The sequence below is a fragment of the Gordonia sp. AC31 genome (assembly GCF_031844505.1).
In the GTDB taxonomy this organism is placed as follows: Bacteria; Actinomycetota; Actinomycetes; order Mycobacteriales; family Mycobacteriaceae; genus Gordonia; species Gordonia hongkongensis.
On the sequence record NZ_JAUZVK010000010.1, the window covers coordinates 159,780 to 180,911 of the forward strand.

Consider the following 21,132-nt stretch of genomic DNA (forward strand, 5'->3'; position numbering starts at 1 on the left):
GAGGGACTCGAGCTACCGAAGAGCTATGTGATCGCCGATCGACTCACGGTGGGCAGCCGCAGTGCTCGGGCTCTCGTGAATGTCGCGGGTCGGTCCGAGTCGGTATTCCGCGACTGCTGATGCTCGCAACGCTGACGGCGGTGGTGATGGTGTTGACCTCGTGCAGCTCGACCGGAGGTGCCGCCTTCAGCAATGAGATTCAGGCCGTTGACAGCTTCGCCGACATCACACAACCTTCCATCGCTGTGGCCACTGAAGGTGGCGGGCGACTTGCGCCCAACGCGGTTGTCGAACCTGGGCTTCCTATTGTTGTCACGGCCAGTCGCGGCGCGTTGACTAACGTCCGTATTCCCACAGCCAGCGGCCGTCCCTTGGCGGGCTCCCTGAGCGAGGACGGCTCAACGTGGACAAGCACCCAGCCCCTGGGGTATTCGAAGCGATACGTGGTTCAAGCCGAGGCCGTGGGCGTGGGCGGTCGATCGGTCGTCTCGCAGCGTTTCACCACGACCTCGCCGGAATCGTTGACCAGCGCGGCCATCCTCGGCGAGAAAACCGTCGGGATCGCCCACACGATCGGCGTGCGGTTCGCCGATCCCATCCCCGACCGAAAGAAGGCACAGGCGGCGATCACCGTGTCGTCTGACCCCCAGATGCAGGGTGCGTTCTATTGGATCAGCGACTCCGAGGTCCGGTGGAGGCCCGAACGCTTCTGGACACCGGGCACCAAAGTCAGTGTCGCCGTCAACATTTACGGAGTCAACCTCGGCGACGGGCTCTACGGCGACGAGAACTTGTCCTATGACTTCACCATTGGCAGAGCTCAGGAAATCGTCGCCGACGACAACACCAAAACAATCGTCGTCAAACGAGACGGCAAGGTCATCCGCACCATGCCGACCTCGTTCGGCAAAGACAGCACTCCGACGCCCCGCGGCATCTACATGATCGGAGATCGCGTCGAGCACATCATCATGGACTCGTCGACCTACGGAGTGCCTGTCGAGTCCGCAGCGGGATACCGCACACCCGTTCAATGGGCGGTGCAGATGTCCTACAGCGGCATCTACATGCACGGCGCACCGTGGTCGATGTCGGCCCAAGGCAACAGCAACGTCAGCAACGGTTGCCCAAACCTGAGTCCCGCAGACGCGGAATGGCTCGTGAAGAACACCCTGCGCGGTGACCCCGTCACGGTCAAGAACACCAACGCCGACACACTGTCGGGAGTCGATGGACTCGGCGACTGGAACATCCCGTGGTCACAGTGGAAGAAGGGCAACACCGACACCTAAGCGCCCCGCCCCCTGGCTCGAGAGCGTGTCGACTCCTCTCGACATATCGACGGGTGTTGAGATATCCGTACCGGCATGCCTAACATAGTTCATATCAATGAACGTAAGGATGTTGATATGACTCAGGAGTCGGTGGACACGTGCGATCTGCTGTGTCTCGATCTGCCGCACGCAGAAGATATCCGGACTGCGTTACCCGATGTGACCGCAATCGACCGTGCCGCCACCGGAGCTCGTGCACTCGGTGATCCGACCCGGCTGCGAGTGGCAACGGCGTTGCTGTCGGCGGACGAACTCTGTGTCTGCGACCTCGCGTGGGTGGTAGGCCTGGCGCAGAACCTCGTCTCGCACCATCTGCGCCTACTCAAGGGTGCCGGACTGGTGACCGGGCGCCGCCACGGACGGTTGGTGATGTATGCGTTGACCCCCTCCGGCCACGCTCTCGTGACAGCGGTCCTAGCGATTGCAGGACTCTCCACCGCAGCCACGACGACACCGTCGGCGGCCACAGTGCAGGGACATGCTCATGGCTGACGCATGCTGCGGACCCTCCGATTCCGCCGACCTCGAGGCTGAGGTCGATCAGGGCCCGGTTCGGTTGTGGCAGGTGCGCGAGCTGCGTTTCGCCGCCGCAGCAGCAGTGTTCCTCGCGCTCGGCTGGATCATCGGAGGCTCTCTATCAGAGACCGCGGGCATCGTCGTGGAACTGATCGCGGTTGTCGTTGCGGCCTCAACGTTCGTGCCATCGACGCTGCGGTCGCTGCGCCACGGGCGTATCGGTGTCGGAACGCTGATGACGATCGCCGCGATCGGGGCTGTGGCGCTGGGTCAAATACCCGAGGCCGCGCTACTCGGAATCTTGTTCTCGGTCGCTGAAGGACTCGAGCATTACGCGGTCACCAAAACTCGGCGAGGGCTGCGGTCGCTGCTCGCGCTGGTTCCGCCCACTGCTTCGGTGATTCGTGAGGGACGTGAGATCACCGTGTCACCGGATGAGTTGATCATCGGCGATGTGATGGTGGTGCGTCCCGGTGAGCGCGCGGCCACCGACGGAACGATCACAGCGGGCACAACCAGCGTGGACGTGTCGGCGATCACCGGCGAATCTGTTCCGGTGGAGGCGGGTCCGGGTGACTCGCTCTACGCCGGCGCGATCAACGGTGGCGGTGCGATCGAAGTCCGCGTGACCGCCCGCGCCGCGGATAGTTCCCTGGCCCGCATCGTTCACATCGTCGAGCAAGCGCAGGAACGCAAAGGCGCCGGCCAACGTCTCGCCGACCGTATCGCCCGCCCCCTGGTCCCGGCCATCATGGTGCTCGCGGCGCTCGTGGCAGGTATCGGTGCGCTACTCGGTGATCCCCTGGTGTGGCTCGAACGCGGCCTGGTGGTCCTCGTTGCTGCGTCCCCGTGTGCGTTGGCGATCGCGGTGCCGCTGACGGTGGTCGCCGCGATCGGCGCCGCCAGCCGCCATGGTGCATTGGTCAAAGGCGGTGCTGCCCTGGAGGAGTTGGGACGGGTTCGCGTCGTCGCGCTGGACAAGACCGGCACCTTGACCCGCGGCACTCCGGAGGTCATCGCCGTGGTGGCCACACCCGAGATCACCCGCGAGGACGCGTTGTCCTATGCCGCCGCGCTCGAGGCACGCAGCGAGCACCCGTTGGCGAGTGCGATTCTCGCGGCCGCACCTGCTCTGGGCTCACCTGCCGAGGACGTCACCGCGATCGCCGGTCACGGACTCACCGGCCAGATTCGCGGACAGCAATTGCGACTGGGCAAACCCGGGTGGCTTGATCCTGGGGCGCTCGCCGCAGACGTCACCCGGTTGCAGAGCGACGGTGCCACCGTCGTGCTGATCGAACGCGATGGCACGGTCGTCGCCGCGATCGCGGTCCGCGATGAGCTTCGCCCCGAGGCCGCCGAAACGGTCGCTCAGCTGACGGCGCTGGGTGTCGACTCGGTCATGCTGACCGGGGACAACGACCGCACCGCACATGCCTTGGCCACTGCGGCCGGAATCAGCACCGTCCATTCCGAACTGCTCCCCGAAGACAAAGCCGACTTGCTGCCCACGCTGGCGCGCGGGCGGGCGATCGCCATGGTCGGCGACGGCGTCAACGACGCCCCAGCGTTGGCCACCGCCGATGTCGGAATCGCGATGGGAGCGATGGGTACCGACGTCGCTATCGAAACCGCCGATGTGGCGTTGATGGGCGAAGATCTCCGCCATCTCCCGCAAGTGCTGTCCCACGCTCGGCGCGCACGCCGAATCATGCTGCAGAACATAGGATTCTCTCTGGCCATCATCGGTGTTCTGATTCCGCTGGCCGCCACGGGCGTCCTCGGTCTGGCCACAGTGGTCTTCGTCCACGAACTCGCAGAAGTACTGGTGATCGCCAACGCGATTCGTGCCGCCCGGACGAAAGCACTGCCAGGCACCGCTGCCGTGCCCCGGGTAACCCCCGGCAGGCTCAACATCTCGGTGGCGGCCTACCACGACACAGGCGACGCCTGCTGCGCCCCGGTATCGGCCACCACCGATCAACCACGGCCGGTGCCCGAGGTGCCCCTGCTGCCGACTCCCCGATCACGAGGCGCAGCGACCAGCAACAGCTGTTCTGCCACAACAGAACCAGGGTGCAGCTGCTGTTCGAGCCCGCCGGATGACGCCGATGACACATCGAGTAGCTCGCCAACGCCACATCGCGAACGCCACTGAGCACAACCACGCCGCGTCAGGTGCGTTGGCGTGATCTCCACGTGCGGACAACCAGTGCCGCCAGGACCGCGGCAGCACAAATCACTTCTCCTGCTGCTCCGATCCGCGTCGCCAGAGTCGTCGTTGTCCTCAGCGGCACCCGCGCGATGAGGACATCGGGGGTGAACAGCGCTGTGCGTTGTGCAACGGTCCCATCAGGTTCGATGACCGCGCTCACCCCACTGGTTGCTGCGATGACCACCGCCCGATCGTGCTCGACTGCCCGCACCCGCGACATCGCGAGTTGCTGGTAGGTCATCTCGGTGCGCCCGAACGTCGCGTTGTTGGTCGGCACGGCGATCAGTTGCGCACCGGCGCGCACCGATTCGGTCACCAGATCGTCGAACGCGACTTCGTAGCAGGTCGCCACCGCCACCGGTACACCTGCAAGATCGACAACGCCATTGCCTGCGCCTGGAACGAAGTTCCCGGCCCGGCTGGCGTAGGAGGACAGCTGTGTCATCAGTTGCCGCAACGGCAAGTACTCCCCGAACGGCACCAGCTGACGTTTGTTGTGCTCCTGACCAGGCCCGGTAACCGGATCCCACACCACCGACGTGTTGCGGGACGTGCCGTTGCTCCCGGCGATCACCGCTCCCACCAGGATCGGCACCCCGATCGCCCGCGCGGCACGATCAATCTGCGCCGCAGCATCGCGGTTCCCGAACGGGTCGATATCGGATGAGTTCTCCGGCCACACCACCACATCGGGACGCACGACCCGCCCAGAGCGGATCTCCTCGGCCAGATCGAGGGTGCGCTGGACATGATTGTCGAGCACTGCGCGTCGCTGAGCATTGAAATCCAACCCCAGCCGCGGCACATTGCCCTGCACCACCGCCACCGTCACCGACCGCTCCCCCGCGTCATCGCCTCCCCCCGCGGGCGTCATCATCCACACCAGCAGTCCAATCACAGCAACCGTGGCCGCAGGCCCGGCCAACGTCTGAGGCTGCCGGCGGACCACAGCCCCCGCCGCCGCGGCCAGGGCCGCGCCGAGCAGCACCACAACGAACGACAACCCCGGCGCGCCGGCCAGCGCCGCCAACGGCAGTAGAAGCCCCTCCGGTTGGCCGAATGCGATTCGGCCCCAGGGGAAACCGCCAAACGGTATCCGGGAACGAACAGCTTCGACTGCCACCCAGGCGCCTGCCAACCACACCGGCGCGCCGCGCCATCTGCCCAGTGCCGCTGCCAACGCCCCGAAGATCCCGAACGCCACCGCCTGGACTGCTGCCAAGACCAGCCACGGCACCGCACCCACATAGATACCGACCCACGGCAGCAACGGCACGAAAAACCCCAGCCCAGCCAGATAGCCATAGCCGGATGCCGCCCACAACGACCGCCCCCGCAGCGTCACCACCAGAACCGCGATAGCCAACGGGGCGAGGAACCACAGCTGACGCGGAGGGAAACTCACGTACAGCATGCCGCCGGCGCCGACGGCAGCTGCGCCGCGCAACACAGGCTGACGCATCGGCAGAAACGACGCGCCGGCACGTCGACTATCCGAAAAACCCACCACCGCGCACCGCACCCCTCACCGAAGTTTGTCGAGCGCACCGATCCGCCCGCGGTCGCCCGGCCGGGGCCGCGCGCCTGTAAACTACTAGCTAACGTAGTAGTAGTAGTTCGACGGGAGTGAACATCGTGGCAGGTCAAGCGCTAAAGGTTCGACTCGAGTCAAGGGTGCCCCGGTGAGCCGCACCGTCAAGATCTCACTCGCCGTGGTGTTCGTGTTCTGCCTGGCGCTGACAGTGGTGTTCGTGGTGTCCCGGGCCGGTGACAGCGAACAGGCTGCCGCCCAGGCGAGCATGACGGTACGGGATGATTCCCCACGTCTATCGACTCCGACCGAGTCCAAGGCAACATTCGTGGAATTCCTGGACTTCGAATGTGAAGGGTGCGGGGCGGCATACCCGGCGGTGGAGCAGCTTCGCCAAACATACGGCGATCAGGTCACTTTCGTGGTCCGCTACTTCCCGCTCCCCGGACATTTCAACGCTGACCGCGCAGCACGCGCCGTTGCCGCCGCGGCCGAGCAAGGTCAGTTCGAACCGATGTACCGCAAGATGTTCGACACCCAACGCAGCTGGGGTGAGCAGCGGGTACCGCTGGACGATCTGTTCTTCTCCTATGCCCAGGAGCTCGGTCTGGACATGGATCGATTCGCCGCCGACTACAACTCGCAGGCCACCCGCGAACTCATCGACCGCGATGTCGCTGACGGCAAAGCGCTAGGTGTCACCGGCACACCCACCTTCTTCATCAACGACGAACTCATCAAACCCGAGAGCTATGACGATCTGAGCTCGGCGCTCGAATCCGCACTACGCCAGTGACCGTCCCACCACCACCCCGCCAGGCCTCGCCATCCTCGCCCACGGCGGCAGCTACACGATTCCCAGTGTCTCCGCGACTGCTCGCGTGGATCCTTGCGGTCTGCGGAAGTATCGGGCTCATCGCTGCGTTCACGCTGACGGTTGAAAAGTTCGAACTGGCAACCGATCCGGCGTACACACCGACCTGCAGTATCAACCCGATCGTCAATTGCGGATCGGTGATGGACACCCCCCAGGCGGTCGTCTTCGGGTTTCCCAACTCACTGATCGGAATTGCCGGCTTCTCCGCGCTGATTGCTGTCGCGGTCCTGATGGGGAGCCGGCCGCCCACCTGGGTCATGATCGGGCTGCAGAGTGGGTTGACGGGTGCGGTGGTGTTCGTCCATTGGCTGATCTTCCAGAGCCTGTACCGAATCAACGCGCTCTGTCCGTACTGCATGGCCGTGTGGGTGGTTGTCGTGGTTGCCTTTTGGTATGTGAGCCTGCGCAATGCCGACCATTTCTGCCCACCCGGGACAGCGCGCCGAGCCCTCGATGCGATCCTCACGGTGCACACCGTGGTACCGCTGGTGTGGGTGCTGGCAGTGATCGCCCTGATCGCCCACCGTTTCTGGTGGTACTGGTCGACGCTGATGTGACACCTCCGGGGCAGCGCCCGGCCCGAGACGGCAGACTCGCGTAGCAGAGATCCGCACTCGCGCAGACCGCAGGTGTGGTGTGACGCCGATGTGATCCCTCACGGGTGATGGGTGGCTAACGCTTCCTCGTGGTGGCGCTGGGCGCTGGTCTCGAGCTGGAAGGTGGAATGCTCGAAGGAGATGGCGAAGTGGGTCGCCACGCAGGTCCGGATGTCATCCAACATGGTGGGGGCGTGGCCGTCCTGGAAGCAGTCGTCATCGACCACAATGTGAGCGCTGATGATCGGTAGGCCCGTGGCCACCGTCGATGCGTGAAGGTCGTGCACGTCGTGCACACGGTCCATCTCGAGGATGTGGGCCCTGACGTCGTCGAGATCGATCCCTTTCGGGGTGAATTCCATCAGCACCCGCGTCGTCTCGGCCATGAGTTTGAGGGCGCGGGGTGCGATGAGCGCGGCGATGAACAACCCGGCCAGCGCGTCAGCTTGTTGGAAACCGGTGGTAGCGATGACGATTGCGGCGACGATCACACCCAGCGATCCCAGTGCGTCGTTGAGGACCTCCAGAAACGCCGCTCGCATGTTGAAGTTGGCGCCGCGTCCCGAGGCGAGCACGAGCATGGCGACGATGTTCGCCACGAGTCCGATGACTCCGAAGAGCAGGAGTTCGGTCGAGGGCACCTCGGGTGGCGAGAACAGTCGTCGTACGCCTTCGACAGCAGCGTAGAGGCCCACAGCGAGCAGCAGCGAGGCCTGCCCCAGAGCGGCGATGACCTCGATGCGCCGCAGTCCCCAGGTGCGGGTTTTGTTGACCGGGCGGTGCATCACGGTTGCTGCGACGAGCGCGACCGCTAAACCGATCGCATCTGTCGCGGCGTGCGCGGTGTCGGTCAGTAGCGCCAGACTTCCCGTGATCACCGACCCGACAAGCTGGGCCACGACAATGATCCCCGTCAGAGCAAACGCGATCGCCAACCGGACACGCAGCGACGAGTCGCTGGATGCGGGGTCGGTTGGTCCGTGATTGTGTCCGGCTCCCATGCGTCGTACTCCCTCTCATCCACACCCAGATAGCTACGCTGTCCACATATATCAATACATGCGCATGTGACTATATGACAGACCGGGGCGGAACGGAACCGGCGGATCACGTCACGACTGAATCGGGATGTGCTGAGATGGCCCGACGTCGGCGGCGTGACGCCGGTGGTGTTGGGTCTCGTGACGGTGCGGTGACCGGAAGCCGGTGGTGTTGGGTCCGTCGAACCGGCGCCGCCACTACAGGCCTCAGATGGGTAGTCAGATGGGTAGTTGGGTATCGGTGATGAACGCGTCGCGGACCCACACGATGAATTGATCCCACAGGCCGGTGATCAAGGCGATACCTACCGCGATCATCATGGCGCCGCCGACGATCTGGATCATGCGGGCGTGGGTCCGCAACCAGCCGAGGCTGCGCAACGCCCATGCCGAGGAAAACGCAAGCACGACAAAAGGAATACCAAGGCCCGCGCAGTACGCCACGATCAGCGCGACGCCCTTGGCTGCGGTGGCACCTTCGGTGCCGCTGGCCGTCGCAATGACCGCCGCGAGCGTGGGCCCTAGGCATGGGGTCCACCCGAGTGCAAAGACCCCGCCGAGCAGCGGAGCGCCGGCGATGTTGGAGACGCGGCGGGGGGCGAACCGTCGTTCCTGTTGCAGTGCCGGCACCAGCCCGATGAACACCAGGCCCATGATGATGGTGACCACGCCGCCGATGCGTTGGAGGACTTCACGATTCACCACGAAAGTGGTGGTGACTCCGAGTACGGTGGCGGTCGCTGCCACGAAGACCACCGTGAAACCGAGGACGAACAGGCCTGCGGCGAGCGCCACGCGCGAACGACCCCGCTTGTTCGGCTCCCCCACCGACACCGCAGGCGCCTCGGCGCCGACCACGCCAGCCAGATACGACAGATACCCCGGAACGAGGGGGACCACGCACGGTGAGGCGAACGACACCAGCCCGGCGATCACGCACGCAAGCAGCGCCAGCAGGAGCGGACCGCTGGCGACGAGGTCGGCAAACGTCTCGCCGACCGCAGCCTGCACTTCGACCGACTGCGGGGTCATTGGGGTTGTGCCACAGGCTCAGCGAGGACTCGCTGAACTGTTGACCCGAGTTCGTCGGCGGTAATGGCCTTGAGGAACACCGCGGCCGGACGGTGGTCGCGGTCGAGCACGATGGTGGTCGGCACCACCGACGTTGGGGTGGTCAGCGCAGCCAGGGTCAGACCGGCAAAGTCGTAGATCGAGGGAAAGGCGACCTTTCTGTCGATCATGAAGTCCTTCGCCGCTTGCCGGTTATCGCGCAGATTGATACCGAGGAACTCGACTCCCGAGGCCTTGTTCTGGGCGTAGACATGCTCGAGGTCGTCGGCTTCTCCCCGGCAGGGTCCACACCACGAACCCCAGACGTTGATGACGACGACTTTGCCTGCGAAGTCGTCGAGTCCGATGGTCTGGTCGGTCACCACGTCAGGGCCGGAGACGTCAGCGATCCGCTGACGGCTCGAGGGCGGATCGTAGGTGATGACCGTCTGCCCGCCGGGCGAGACGAACTGAAAGGTTCCCCCCTGCGCAACGGCGTCGTCGCCAGCGCTACCACAACCCGACGCTACCCACGGCACCACGCATATCAGCGCCAGGACCGCCGCCCGCACCGCGGATACCCTTCTCCCCTGCTGCACCAGCACTCCTCGACGTTGATCTACTACGCAGCGTGGTAGATCACCATTCGAATTGTCAACATGACCATAGTTTTTGTGACATCCACCGACCGGAACCCCACTTCTCGCGACGTGCATTTTGCGGCGTCACCTCGTGTAAGAGATGCGCTCACCTGCAATTACCCTGTGTTCAGGGCGAGTTTCCGGCTTGGCAGTCACTGCGCATCCGCAACTACATCACCTAGTAGTAGAGGCCCGCGATTGCGATGGGCACTCAATCAGATCGTGTTACTGCTGTGACCTGTGGGGCCTATGGTTCGAACGGAGGGCTGCCGATCGTGGCCTCATGTGCACCTGGCGTGTGGTGCTGAACGTCAGTGCGTCGCGCCCGTCTCCGGAAGGTCTCGCTGGCATGCCTATGTCGTCCCTCACCCGCCGCTGCGGCGCTCCACGGCCCTGTCTGAGACTGGGGGTCGCGGGAATCGTTGCTGCGGTTCTGCTGAGCTTCTCAATTGACGCTCGAGCGCGAGCCGACGCCGATGCCACCCACGTGACTCAGCAGTTCGCCCAACTGGTCGCCGAGACGATCTCGGCGACACTGGGCGGCCCGGCGATGGGAACCCTCGCCGACGAGATCCGAACAGTCAGCACATGTCTGGCCGATCGAGCGCGCCCAGTCGAGCCGCCAGTGCCAGCCGAGGATCCCATCACTGCGGTGGGATGCTTCGCCGCCGTGCTCGGCGCGGGACGAGCAGCCGCCGAACTGATTGTCGACGCGCTGCCGATCGGGCGGCTGCTGGCGCTTCTGGCTTTCGAGATGCGTCCCCACGATCCCGCGGCTGCGCACCCGGCACCAGCTGGTCCACCCGTCTATTCGTCGCCGTCGCCGGGGTCGGTGGTCGCTCCCACGAACGGCCGAGTGACCTCCACCTTCGGTGACGGCCGCGGCCATCAGGGTATGGACATCGGCAACGACCTGGGGGCACCGATTTTCGCGGTCACCGACGGCGAAGTGATCAACTCGGGGCCAGCTGAAGGCTTCGGGTTGTGGGTACGCATCCGGCATGCCGACGGAACAATCACGACCTACGGCCACAACGACGACAATCTCATCGACGCGGCAGCGCCGGTCACGGTCGGTCAACCCATTGCCACGGTGGGCAATCGCGGTAACTCGACCGGGCCTCATCTGCACTTCGAGGTTGCTGATGCATCCGGCGCCGCCCTCGACCCGGTGCGATGGCTCGCCGAACGCGGCGTCAGTCTGCCCTCCGACAGCGACGCCGAACCTACTATCACGCCCAACGAACCGTCGGGCACCGGAAGCGCAGACCTCTGGCGGTAAGGGTGGGCGCGGCGCACGGCCGCGGCGGACCGGTCGGGCCGATCTCAATGAGGGAGGCGACCTTTCGTCGCGGTCCTGTCGCCTCCCGGTTGCGACTCGGAATTCCAGTATCAACTATGCTACCTAGTAGTTAATCGACTACAGTCCGTAGTAACGGCCCGGGAAGTCGCACGCACGATGCGCGTGTTGCTTCGATCAGGGCCGCCATTTTTTCAAGTCAGATGGAGGCCTCATGACCGCGGTGTCCCCGCGCCCGCCCGAGGTGGTCGCCACGCGGCCCTATCCCGAGCGGCGAAAGGCCAAAGGGTCATTCATCTACACGATGCTGACCACGACCGATCACAAGCTGATCGGCATGATGTACATCGTCGCGTGCTTCGGGTTCTTCCTCATCGGCGGACTGATGGCGCTGCTGATGCGCGGAGAACTCACGACGCCGGGCATGCAATTCCTCTCGACCGAGCAGTACAACCAGCTGTTCACCATGCACGGCACGATCATGCTGCTGATGTATGCCACCCCCATCGTGATCGGCTTCGCCAACTTCGTACTGCCCCTGCAGATCGGCGCTCCCGACGTCGCCTTCCCGCGGCTCAACGCACTGGGTTTCTGGCTGTTCGTCTTCGGTTCGACCATCGCGATTGCCGGCTTCATCACCCCAGGTGGCGCCGCGGACTTCGGCTGGACCGCCTACACCCCGCTCAGCGACGCCATCCACTCACCCGGCGTCGGCTCCGACATGTGGTTCCTCGGACTGACCGTGTCTGGTCTGGGCACCATCCTGGGCGCGGTCAACATGGTCACCACGGTCATCTGTCTGCGCGCACCGGGAATGACGATGTTCCGTATGCCGATCTTCACGTGGAACATCCTGGTCACCAGTGTGCTGATCTTGCTGGTGTTCCCGCTGCTCACCGCGGCATTACTCGGCGCCGAAGTCGACCGCCAGTTCGGCGCGCATCTGTTCGATCCGGCCAACGGCGGCGCCATTCTCTGGCAGCACATGTTCTGGTTCTTCGGTCACCCCGAGGTGTACATCATCGCGCTGCCGTTCTTCGGCATCGTCTCCGAAATCTTCCCGGTCTTCAGCCGTAAACCGTTGTTCGGGTACTCAGGACTGGTCTACGCCACCCTCGCCATCGCCGCCCTGTCGGTCGCGGTGTGGGCACACCACATGTACGTCACTGGCGCCGTGCTGTTGCCGTTCTTCTCCTTCATGACCTTCCTGATCGCGGTACCCACGGGCGTGAAGTTCTTCAACTGGATCGGCACAATGTGGCGGGGCCACATGACCTTTGAAACCCCGATGCTGTTCTCGGTCGGCTTCATGGTCACCTTCCTGTTCGGCGGACTCACCGGTGTGCTCCTGGCCAGCCCGCCGATCGACTTCCAACTCTCCGACAGCTACTTCGTGGTCGCCCACTTCCACTACGTGCTGTTCGGCACGATCGTGTTCGCCACCTACGCCGGCATCTACTTCTGGTTCCCGAAGATGACCGGACGACTGCTCGACGAACGCTTGGGCAAAATCCATTTCTGGCTGACGTTCATTGGCTTTCACCTCACCTTCTTGGTGCAGCACTGGCTCGGAGCCGAAGGCATGCCCCGCCGATACGCCGACTACCTGCCCTCAGACGGCTTCACCACGCTCAACATCATCTCCACCGCCGGCGCGTTCGTCCTCGGCGTCTCGACACTGCCGTTCCTGTGGAACGTTTTCCGCAGCTACCGCTACGGCGAGGTCGTCACCGTCGACGATCCATGGGGCTTCGGCAACTCCCTGGAGTGGGCCACCAGCTGCCCGCCGCCGCGCCACAACTTCACCGAACTGCCCCGCATCCGGTCGGAGCGTCCGGCGTTCGAACTGCACTACCCGCATATGGTGGAGCGGCTGCGCGCCGAAGCCCACGTCGGCACACGGCACGGTGAACCCAGCGAGGCGGCCGAAGAAGTCCGCCGTGCGCCGCTGACCACCGGAGACCACGAAGCATCTACAGATCCCGACCCGGAGAGCCGACCGTGAGCAACTACCCCTACCCTGCCCTCGACCAGGCCGTCCCGCGAACGCGCCGCCCGCTGACCGTTCCGCGGTGGTTCGCCATCCTCGCAGTCGGCTACACCGCGGTGATGACCTTTGCGCTGACCCTGCTCGCAGGTTCTGTCCTCGCTCAGGGCACTCCCCTGCTGCTGTGGCTGATCGCGGCGACCGCGGCAACGTGTGCGGCCCGCGGTGCGGCCGCGGTCGCGACCCGCGCAATGCAACCAGCACGAGGCCGTGCGGCGCGGCCGTAGCCGAAGCACCTCACCACCGACCCCCGCGGCCGCGGAGAGACCCGTCGCTACGCCGCGTCAGGCGAGACCACGAGCCACCGGGCCTTTCCCAAGATCACCGGGCCTGACCGAGAGCGAATCGGCTGGTGGAGCAAGGGTTAGCGGTCCCGGTCGAGCATCGGTTGGCGCTGCTCAGCACCGCACACCATGTATTTGGTACCGAACACGCAGGGTGTCGCGATAGCGCGACTGACTGGGTGTGCCGCCCGCGCAGGCAGCTGCGATCGACACGCTGAGACGAGCACCCGGTGAACAGCCTCCGCTACCGGTGGCGCAGCCAGGCGCGACACCCACGGGCGTCGAGCCGCAGCCACTGAGGAGCGAACAGGGCGTGACCGGGACTTATGCGGTAAGCCCATGCACGAGAACCGACAACACCGGAAGTGCCGCAGCCGTACACAACGCAGCACCCAGGAGGGGCAACACGCTCGCCGCAGCGTAGGTCGACTTCGTCGGCTCGATCGCGCCGTTCTCGAGCATTAGCAATCGGTAGCGCGTCGAGTGCGGCATGGGGGTCCCGGGGCCTACACCCTGGCCGGTCACATGCGCGAGTGCGCTGCGCACGGCAGCCGTGCTGGTCACCCGAGCAGCCGACATGTCGGCATCTGCTTCGATCAAGGCCGCGACTGCCGTCGGCGCCCGGCGAAACAGCGGCACAAAGGGCAGAGCACGTGCCATCACATCGCAGACCGCCAGAACGCGGTCATGCCGCGACCTCAGATGGGCGAACTCGTGCGCCAGTACTGCGGCCCGCGCCTCGGCGGGCACGTCTGTGCGCAGCGCACTTGTTGCCACAACGAAACCACTGCGCCCGCCGACGCAGTACGCCATGGGGTGGGGATGATCGATCCAGAGCACGTCGGGGGTGTCGGGTTCGGTACTGCCCACCACAGCAACGACATCGCGATGAAGACGGTGCACGCGATGCACATCGCGGGTGTGACGAGCGCACGACATCGCGGTGCGAGCGACCGCGGCGATCACCACCACGGCCACGGCAATGCCATACACCTGGCTGAAATCGTCGCGCACCGCGTGCAGGACAGCTCCCGCGCACCGAGCCAAGGTGTCAACGAAGCGTTCGGCCGGCGGCGGATCCGGCCACAACGCCGACAGCGCCGACAGAATCAACAATCCCACCGCCGTGGCGATACTGCTGACCCAGGCGGTGATCAGTACCCGCGGTGACCATCGCTGGGGCAATCGGTCGAGAACGTAGGGACCCAACACGCCCAGCACGGCCGCGCCCACCAGGTGGGCCAATGCGACGCTCACACTCTCAGCGCTTCCTCGGACGATCCGTCCGCGTCCGGGACAGGTGCTCGCTGAGGACCGCGCGCTCCTCGGGAGTAACCATCCGGGCGAAGTGCATCAGCACCGCCGTCGAATCGCCGCTGGCATCGAGCACCTGCCGCAGTGTCTGCGACGTCGCCTCCTCCCGCGACTGCAACGGGAAGTACCGATAGGCGCGGCTGATCTTCTCGCGACCCGCGAAGCCCTTCTTGTGCAGATTGGTGACCACGGTCAACACCGTCGTGTACGCCAAGTCGCGGTCGGCCAGCGCATCGACGATGTCGTGCACACTCATCGCCGCCGAAGCGCCCCACAGCACATCCATCACCGCGCGTTCCAACGAACCCAACTGAGTCACCGTCGCCTGCCTGATCGCCTCGTATTTGCTGCCAGTCTAGAACAAACTACCCTGCTTAGTAGCCGAAGCCTGGTTGCCTCAGCCCTGCTGCCACTGCCCCACGGGGGCCCTCGCATCTTGCGGTGCCGGACCCTCACCGCCTACTGAAAGCGCCCACCCGTGACCGACCTCGTTGACCACACGCACCCAACACGCCGCATCCAACTCGATGTGGGCGGGATGACCTGCGGTGCGTGCGCAGCTCGGGTGGAACGCAAACTCAACAAGCTCGACGGCGTGCGCGCCTCGGTCAACTACGCCACACGGCGAGCCACCGTGGAACTCGATACCCACGCACACGTCGCCGATGCTATCGACGCCGTGCACACAGCAGGGTATGCGGCTGCGGAACTGTCCGAGCAGGCCCCTGCCGTCAACGAAGATTCAGCGACTGCGAAGGCACTGTTCACCCGGCTGATCGTCGCGCTAGCCCTGTTCGTGCCCCTGGCCAACCTCTCCGTGGTGCTTGCTGTCGTCCCCGACCTTCGCTTTCCCGGCTGGCAAGCAGTGTTGGTGGCGCTTGCCGCGCCGGTGGTGACCTACTGCGCGTGGCCCTTCTACCGCACCGCGGTGCGCACGTTGCGGACCGGCGTGGCCACGATGGACACCCTCGTCTCGCTGGGAGTGCTGGCCGCGACCGCACTGTCGGTGTACTCGATGTTCTCGGCCGAAGCGACCTCGACCGCAGGCCAGGGGGTGTGGTCGGCAATCTTTTCCAGCGACTCCATCTATCTCGAAGTTGCAGCCGGTGTCACCGTCTTCGTGCTGGCAGGACGCTACTACGAGGCGCGTGCCCGGGCACAAGCTGTTCAAGCACTGACGGCGCTGGCCGCTCTGCGTGCCACCGACGCCCGAGTCGAGTGCGCAGGGGACACGACCATGCTCATACCCCTCGCGGAACTCAAAGTGGGGCAACGACTCATCGTGCTGCCGGGAGAGACCATTCCATCAGATGGGCAGGTGATCGAGGGCGCCGCCAGTGTGGACCTCAGCGCCATGACCGGTGAGACGACGCCGGTTCAGGTGTCAGCCGAGCAAGGCTCCACCGCCGTCGGGGGCACGACGTGCCTCGACGGGCGACTACGCGTCGAAGTCACCGCAGTCGGTGACGACACCCGCCTGGCCGAGATGATCGCGCTGGTCGACAGCGCGCAGACAGCCAAGGCTCGCGCTCAACGCGTCGCCGACCGTATCGCCGCGATCTTCGTTCCGTGTGTCATCGCCCTAGCCGCAGCCACTGTCGTGGGCTGGTCGCTCACCGGGGCGTCATGGGAGCACGCGGTGAGGGCCGCGGTGGCCGTGCTGGTCATCGCCTGCCCATGCGCGCTGGGCCTGGCCATGCCCATGGCGCTGGTGATCGCTACCGGGCGAGGCGCCCAACTGGGCATCTTCCTCAAAGGACACGCCGCATTGGAACTGTCCGGGACGATCGATGTGGTGGTCTTCGACAAGACCGGCACCCTCACCAACGGGCAGCCACACGTCACCGGCGTATACACCGTCGACGACGACAGTGCCGAGCTGATCCTGGGCTGGGCGGCGACACTCGAGCAGCACACCAGCCACCCCATCGCCACCGCTATCGCTGCCGCGGCCGGTCCGCAGTCGCTTGCCGCACCGGTCGACGAGGTGGTCACCGACGTCGGTAGCGGCGTGCGAGGGGTAATCGACGGAGTGAAGGTGCAGGTGGGTTCCCCGGCATGGATCGCCCGTAGCGCCGCGGTGCCCGCCGCGATCGACGCGCGGCGCACTGACATCGAGCGCTCTGGGGGCACCGCGGTCTATGTCGCAGCCGATGATGCAGTCCGGGGCCTGATCGACATTCGTGATGGCATCAAACCCTCTGCCCGCCAGGCGGTCGATGAGTTGCACCGCATGGGAATTCGCACGTTCCTGGTCACCGGCGATAACGCCGGCGCAGCGCAGCGCACCGCGGAGCAGGTCGGCATCGACGACGTGATCGCCGGGGTGCTCCCGGCCGAGAAAGTGGCCATCATCGACAACGTGCGCAGTAGTGGCGCCGGTGTGGCGATGGTCGGCGACGGCATCAACGACGGGCCCGCACTCGCATCGGCTGATCTGGGCATTGCGATCGGACGCGGTACCGATGTTGCTATCGGCGCCGCCGACATCGTGTTAGTGCGCGATGACCTCACCACCGTCGCTCTGGCGCTGCAACTCGCCTCGGCCACGCGACGCACGATGCGCACCAATCTGGCATGGGCGTTCGGCTACAACCTCGCCGCGCTGCCGCTGGCTGCCGCTGGATTGCTCAATCCTCTGATCGCCGGGGCCGCAATGGCTTTGTCATCGTTTTTCGTCGTCTCCAACAGCCTGCGTTTGCAGAACTTCGCGCGTATAGACCGCTGAAGGTGACAGAGGCTGGGGCTGGGCCAACTGCGAGACCATCGCAGCGACGGTGTGGGAGGTGCCGGCATCAATGGCCGTGGACTCGGACCGATCGGGTCGACGTTCGGCACGCACCCACTGCGCCAACAGCACCAAGCACACCAGCACCATCGGAATCTCGCTGATCACCGCAGCCACCACACCACCCACCCATTGCGTGCGAGCCAGATCGGGATTCCACGGTAGCTGCAACTGGCTGTAGAAAGACTCACCGATCACCGTGGTGGAGGTCATCAGCGCGATACCAAAGAAGGCATGAAAAGGCATGACGGCGAACAGCAGACCAAGCCGCGCCAGAAACGGTAACTGTCTGGGTCCAGGATCAATCCCCACAGTCACCCAGAAGAACAGGTAGCCGATGGCCAGGAACAGCACGCTCATCACGACGTGCCCCCAGTGGTAGCGCACGAGGACGTCGAACACCGGAGTGAAGTACACCAGATACGACGAGCCCACAAACAACGCGAACGCGGCAATCGGATTGAGCAGCAGCTGCAGGCCCCGCGAGCCGAGCACGATCAGCAGCGCCCGCCGGCACGCCGCGCCACCGGTGGTTCCGATCGTCGGCAGCACCCTCAACAGCAAGGTGATCGGCGCACCACCCACCAACAGGATGGGTGCGATCATGGTCAAACCCGTGTGTTCGGCCATGTGCACACTGAACAACGCGTTGCCGTAGGCCTTCAGCCCAGAGCTGGTGGACACCACCACCACAGCGCACCCCGCGACCCACGACACCGTTCGCCGGATCGGCCACCGGTGTCCACTTGCCCGCTCCCGCCGGGCGGCAACGACATAGCCCACGACACCCACCACCGCCGCCACACCCACCACGAGATCAACACGCCACAGCGAGACCAGCGATCCGACATCGGGCGGGCCAGGAAGGGAATACCCCAGGTACACATCCCAGCCCGTAAAAGGGTGGGCAATCAACCCGGGTGCGACCCTGGTGTCCATCACCGCCCAGCACGCCACGGCCACCAGTGCGGTCCCCGTGGCGAAGGCAGAAGCAGTTGCCGGCGTCACCACACCCCGGCGCAAACGCACGAGGTCGGCAATCATTAACACGGTCAGTACAGCCACCAACAACCCCGCGGCGCGACCGAACGCCGACGACCACACATCGGGAGTCCGCAGCAGCAGCGTCACAGCCACCGCGCCCGCCAGTGCCATCACATCGGCGCCCAGGACAATGCCACCAACACGCCGGTCGGCCGCCTCGTCGATGGTCGCCGACCCCAGACCACGAACCCGGAACCGATCAGCCCACCGCAGCCCCACCGACAACGCCAAGCTCACTGCGAAGACGATCACCGCGCCGGTCGTGTAGTCGTGGTCAGGGCCCTGCGCGGCATTGCCGACCACGGGCAGCGCGAGCACACAAATCGCTGCGGGAACCACCAGCGCCACCTGCATCGACCACCGCAGTGACACCGAACCGATCAGCACCACGACACCCGCTGCCGCCACGACCAGCCACGCCAGCGCCGGCAAACTCACACTGAACGCGTAACCGACCTTGCCGCTCGAGACCATCGTGCCCACAGACACGCCGGTGGTGTCTGCGGCCGCGGTGAAAGCCATGAATAGCGCAACGACCACAGAGCACCCCGCGGCGCGGCGGACGCGGCGAAACACTGGATAGACCGCAGCGTCGATGAAGCCTTGCGAGTCAGGCACGGCCGTGAGCACCATCGAGACCAGTCCCCCGAGCATCACCGCAGCCAACGCAAAGCCAGCGAAGTTGCCGACCACATCGGCGACAGCTGTGCCCGCCCCAGGATATGGATCTGCGCTTTCGACGTAGCGACTGGCGCCGGAGATCCAGGCGTAGATCACCAGCGCCACAATTAGCCCACCGACCAGCAGTGCAGCCATCAACCGGGGTACGGCTACGCCGTGCGGAGTTGACGGTGCGGTCGCCTCCGTCGACGGCTTCATATCACCCACCACCTACATGCTACTACTGCGCATAGTAATTACGGCGCACGGACTGAAGAACTGGTAGTCGCGGCTGATTCTCGGCTTGCTTGCCACCGCCTCGGTTCGCTGCGGGGCCGCGTCCGCGCGGGCCCCTACCTAATTTTTCGCAGGATCGGTTCGGGCGCCCACTCCTCATCCCCGGTCTGTCCGCTCCCCCGGGTGCGCCGCGACGCTGGTCCGCCTTCGAGATCAGTGTCGGACCAGCGTCGGACGTTGATTACCCTAGGGGGGTATGGTACCAAGGTGGGAGTGGCTCAGTTGTCACTGCCGCGGGTGGGGTCGGGATACGGCCGTCCGGGGTATCGCCAGAAGGGAAGGGCAGCATCGCTATGAGTACGTCTACCGTCACTGTCACCGGGATGACCTGCGGACATTGCGCCTCGTCGGTACGCGAAGAGATCAGCACCCTCGACGGTGTAACCAATGTCGCCGTGGACGTGGCCAGCGGCCAGGTCACCATCGACAGCTCCGCTCCGCTGGAGCGTGACGCTATCCGCAGCGCGGTGCAAGAAGCCGGTTATCAACTCGCTGAGTGAGGTCGCGGGCCGGGCCGCCCCGGTGGTGGCCCGGCTCTCCTCGGCAGCGCAGCGTCGCTGGGCGATCTCCTGACAGACAGGAACATGACAATGAACGTCCCTTCTAAGCTGGGCCTTTTCGCTGGTGCGCTGGCGGTGGTCTTCGTGGCCGCCTACACCGTGGCAGCCGCGGTGGCCCCGGACCGGTCAGGCGCTACTGGGTCGGACTCACCGGCGCACGCCGGACACCAGAGCGCACCGGCCTCGTCTGCCGCCGCGACGCCGGGTGTGCGCGGGGTCACCGTCGGGTCGGGGGGTTATCTGCTCTCCGGACTCGCAGCGCCCGCGCAGACCGGCCAGGCGGGCGTGTTGACGTTTTCGATCACCGACCCCGCCGGTTCGGCGGTCACCGACTACACGGTGGAACACGACAAACAACTGCACCTGATCGTGGTCCGGTCTGACGGCACCGCATTCCGCCACGTGCACCCCACGGTGGATGCTGCTGGGCGGTGGTCGATTCCATGGCAGTGGCAGACGGCCGGCACCTACCGGGTGTATGCCGATTTCGTTCCGGCAGCGACCGGTGAAACCCTGACGCTGACACGCACTCTCGAGGTGGGTGGCGACTATCAACCCCGCCCACCAGCCGGTGAGTCGCGGCGGTCGGAGGTGGCCGGGTTCCAGGTCGAGCTGACCGGTGAGCTGCACGCCGGCACCGACTCAGAGCTGACTGCGACCGTGAGTCGCAACGGTCAGCCGGTCACCACCTTGCAGCCGTATCTGGGTGCCTTCGGGCATCTGGTGGCGTTGCGCGATGGCGACCTGGCCTACCTGCACGTGCATCCCGAAGGCTCGACACCCACGCCAGGGCAGTTGTCCGGGCCGCAGGTGAGGTTCGCGACGAACGCACCGACACCGGGCCGCTACCTGCTCTATCTCGACTTCCAGGTCGACGGACAGGTACACACCGCGACATTCGTCGTCGACACCGCTGCAGAGCGTGTTCGAGCAAGCGCGACATCCTCGTCGTCTCCGGCGTCGTCTGCGTCGGTCCCGCCTGAGCACGCCGGGCACTGACCGCCCGTCATCCATCCCGCCGGCTCAACCCACGTCTTG

The 21,132-nt window shown here is 65.3% G+C and carries 18 protein-coding genes; 11 read left to right on the forward strand and 7 right to left on the reverse strand.

Features of this window, described 5'->3' with window-relative positions; all coding sequences use genetic code 11:
- Positions 1-119: 119 nt before the first annotated feature.
- The 3 genes from Q9R39_RS14150 (at position 120) to Q9R39_RS14160 (ending at position 4,008) form a co-directional block, all read left to right on the forward strand.
- Entirely contained in the window at positions 120-1,292 is a 1,173-nt protein-coding gene (locus Q9R39_RS14150; protein ID WP_035755533.1) for an Ig-like domain-containing protein, read from the forward strand.
- A 117-nt stretch (positions 1,293-1,409) separates the two neighbouring features.
- The gene (locus Q9R39_RS14155) at positions 1,410-1,826 is read left to right on the forward strand and encodes a helix-turn-helix transcriptional regulator (RefSeq protein WP_035755532.1); all 417 of its coding nucleotides are present in this window, start codon (positions 1,410-1,412) and stop codon (positions 1,824-1,826) included.
- The gene (locus tag Q9R39_RS14160) at positions 1,819-4,008 is read left to right on the forward strand and encodes a cation-translocating P-type ATPase (protein ID WP_035755581.1); all 2,190 of its coding nucleotides are present in this window, start codon (positions 1,819-1,821) and stop codon (positions 4,006-4,008) included. The genes Q9R39_RS14155 and Q9R39_RS14160 overlap by 8 nt, the downstream gene beginning before the upstream one ends.
- A 16-nt stretch (positions 4,009-4,024) precedes the next feature.
- Here the strand turns inward: Q9R39_RS14160 and lnt are convergent, their stop codons facing one another.
- Positions 4,025-5,527, reverse strand: a complete 1,503-nt coding sequence (lnt, locus tag Q9R39_RS14165; RefSeq protein WP_035755530.1) for an apolipoprotein N-acyltransferase — start codon at positions 5,525-5,527, stop codon at positions 4,025-4,027.
- A gap of 220 nt (positions 5,528-5,747) precedes the next feature.
- Here lnt and Q9R39_RS14170 point away from each other — a divergent pair, with 220 nt between their 5' ends.
- Together Q9R39_RS14170 and Q9R39_RS14175 are read left to right on the forward strand one after the other, a co-directional pair.
- The gene (locus Q9R39_RS14170; RefSeq protein WP_035755528.1) at positions 5,748-6,392 is read left to right on the forward strand and encodes a thioredoxin domain-containing protein; all 645 of its coding nucleotides are present in this window, start codon (positions 5,748-5,750) and stop codon (positions 6,390-6,392) included.
- A gap of 65 nt (positions 6,393-6,457) precedes the next feature.
- Positions 6,458-7,030: a vitamin K epoxide reductase family protein gene (locus Q9R39_RS14175; protein WP_011161133.1), complete on the forward strand. Its 573-nt coding sequence runs from the start codon at positions 6,458-6,460 to the stop codon at positions 7,028-7,030.
- 98 nt (positions 7,031-7,128) lie between these two features.
- On the opposite strand, the gene Q9R39_RS14180 is transcribed toward Q9R39_RS14175, so the two are convergent.
- From Q9R39_RS14180 to Q9R39_RS14190, 3 genes are all read right to left on the reverse strand, one after another.
- The gene (locus Q9R39_RS14180) at positions 7,129-8,070 is read right to left on the reverse strand and encodes a cation diffusion facilitator family transporter (RefSeq protein ID WP_011161134.1); all 942 of its coding nucleotides are present in this window, start codon (positions 8,068-8,070) and stop codon (positions 7,129-7,131) included.
- A 258-nt stretch (positions 8,071-8,328) separates the two neighbouring features.
- Positions 8,329-9,141 (reverse strand): cytochrome c biogenesis CcdA family protein, encoded by an 813-nt coding sequence (locus Q9R39_RS14185; protein ID WP_011161135.1) that lies wholly within the window; start codon positions 9,139-9,141, stop codon positions 8,329-8,331.
- Positions 9,138-9,758, reverse strand: a complete 621-nt coding sequence (locus Q9R39_RS14190; protein WP_082652992.1) for a TlpA disulfide reductase family protein — start codon at positions 9,756-9,758, stop codon at positions 9,138-9,140. Before Q9R39_RS14190 ends, Q9R39_RS14185 begins: the two co-directional genes overlap by 4 nt.
- A 529-nt stretch (positions 9,759-10,287) precedes the next feature.
- On the opposite strand from Q9R39_RS14190, the gene Q9R39_RS14195 reads away from it, so the two are divergent.
- The 3 genes from Q9R39_RS14195 (at position 10,288) to Q9R39_RS14205 (ending at position 13,374) form a co-directional block, all read left to right on the forward strand.
- Positions 10,288-11,082 carry a M23 family metallopeptidase gene (locus Q9R39_RS14195; RefSeq protein ID WP_306413978.1) on the forward strand — a complete coding sequence of 265 codons (795 nt, stop codon included), beginning with the start codon at positions 10,288-10,290 and terminating at the stop codon, positions 11,080-11,082.
- A 232-nt stretch (positions 11,083-11,314) separates the two neighbouring features.
- On the forward strand, positions 11,315-13,105 hold the full coding sequence (gene ctaD, locus Q9R39_RS14200; RefSeq protein WP_011161138.1) for a cytochrome c oxidase subunit I: 1,791 nt from the start codon (positions 11,315-11,317) through the stop codon (positions 13,103-13,105).
- Positions 13,102-13,374: a hypothetical protein gene (locus Q9R39_RS14205; protein WP_011161139.1), complete on the forward strand. Its 273-nt coding sequence runs from the start codon at positions 13,102-13,104 to the stop codon at positions 13,372-13,374. Before ctaD ends, Q9R39_RS14205 begins: the two co-directional genes overlap by 4 nt.
- Before the next feature lie 381 nt (positions 13,375-13,755).
- Here the strand turns inward: Q9R39_RS14205 and Q9R39_RS14210 are convergent, their stop codons facing one another.
- Positions 13,756-14,688 carry a M56 family metallopeptidase gene (locus tag Q9R39_RS14210; RefSeq protein WP_011161140.1) on the reverse strand — a complete coding sequence of 311 codons (933 nt, stop codon included), beginning with the start codon at positions 14,686-14,688 and terminating at the stop codon, positions 13,756-13,758.
- 4 nt (positions 14,689-14,692) lie between these two features.
- Positions 14,693-15,064, reverse strand: a complete 372-nt coding sequence (locus Q9R39_RS14215) for a BlaI/MecI/CopY family transcriptional regulator (RefSeq protein ID WP_005199796.1) — start codon at positions 15,062-15,064, stop codon at positions 14,693-14,695.
- 210 nt (positions 15,065-15,274) lie between these two features.
- Here Q9R39_RS14215 and Q9R39_RS14220 point away from each other — a divergent pair, with 210 nt between their 5' ends.
- Positions 15,275-17,473 (forward strand): heavy metal translocating P-type ATPase, encoded by a 2,199-nt coding sequence (locus Q9R39_RS14220; protein WP_311277660.1) that lies wholly within the window; start codon positions 15,275-15,277, stop codon positions 17,471-17,473.
- On the opposite strand, the gene Q9R39_RS14225 is transcribed toward Q9R39_RS14220, so the two are convergent.
- Positions 17,411-19,456: a cytochrome c oxidase assembly protein gene (locus tag Q9R39_RS14225; protein ID WP_231381027.1), complete on the reverse strand. Its 2,046-nt coding sequence runs from the start codon at positions 19,454-19,456 to the stop codon at positions 17,411-17,413. The genes Q9R39_RS14220 and Q9R39_RS14225 overlap by 63 nt on opposite strands.
- A gap of 371 nt (positions 19,457-19,827) precedes the next feature.
- Between Q9R39_RS14225 and Q9R39_RS14230 the strand changes: the two genes are divergently transcribed.
- Positions 19,828-20,034 carry a heavy-metal-associated domain-containing protein gene (locus tag Q9R39_RS14230; RefSeq protein WP_035755517.1) on the forward strand — a complete coding sequence of 69 codons (207 nt, stop codon included), beginning with the start codon at positions 19,828-19,830 and terminating at the stop codon, positions 20,032-20,034.
- Between the two features lie 90 nt (positions 20,035-20,124).
- Positions 20,125-21,093, forward strand: coding sequence for a hypothetical protein (locus tag Q9R39_RS14235; protein WP_035755515.1), 969 nt, complete (start codon positions 20,125-20,127; stop codon positions 21,091-21,093).
- The last annotated feature ends 39 nt before the right edge of the window (positions 21,094-21,132 follow it).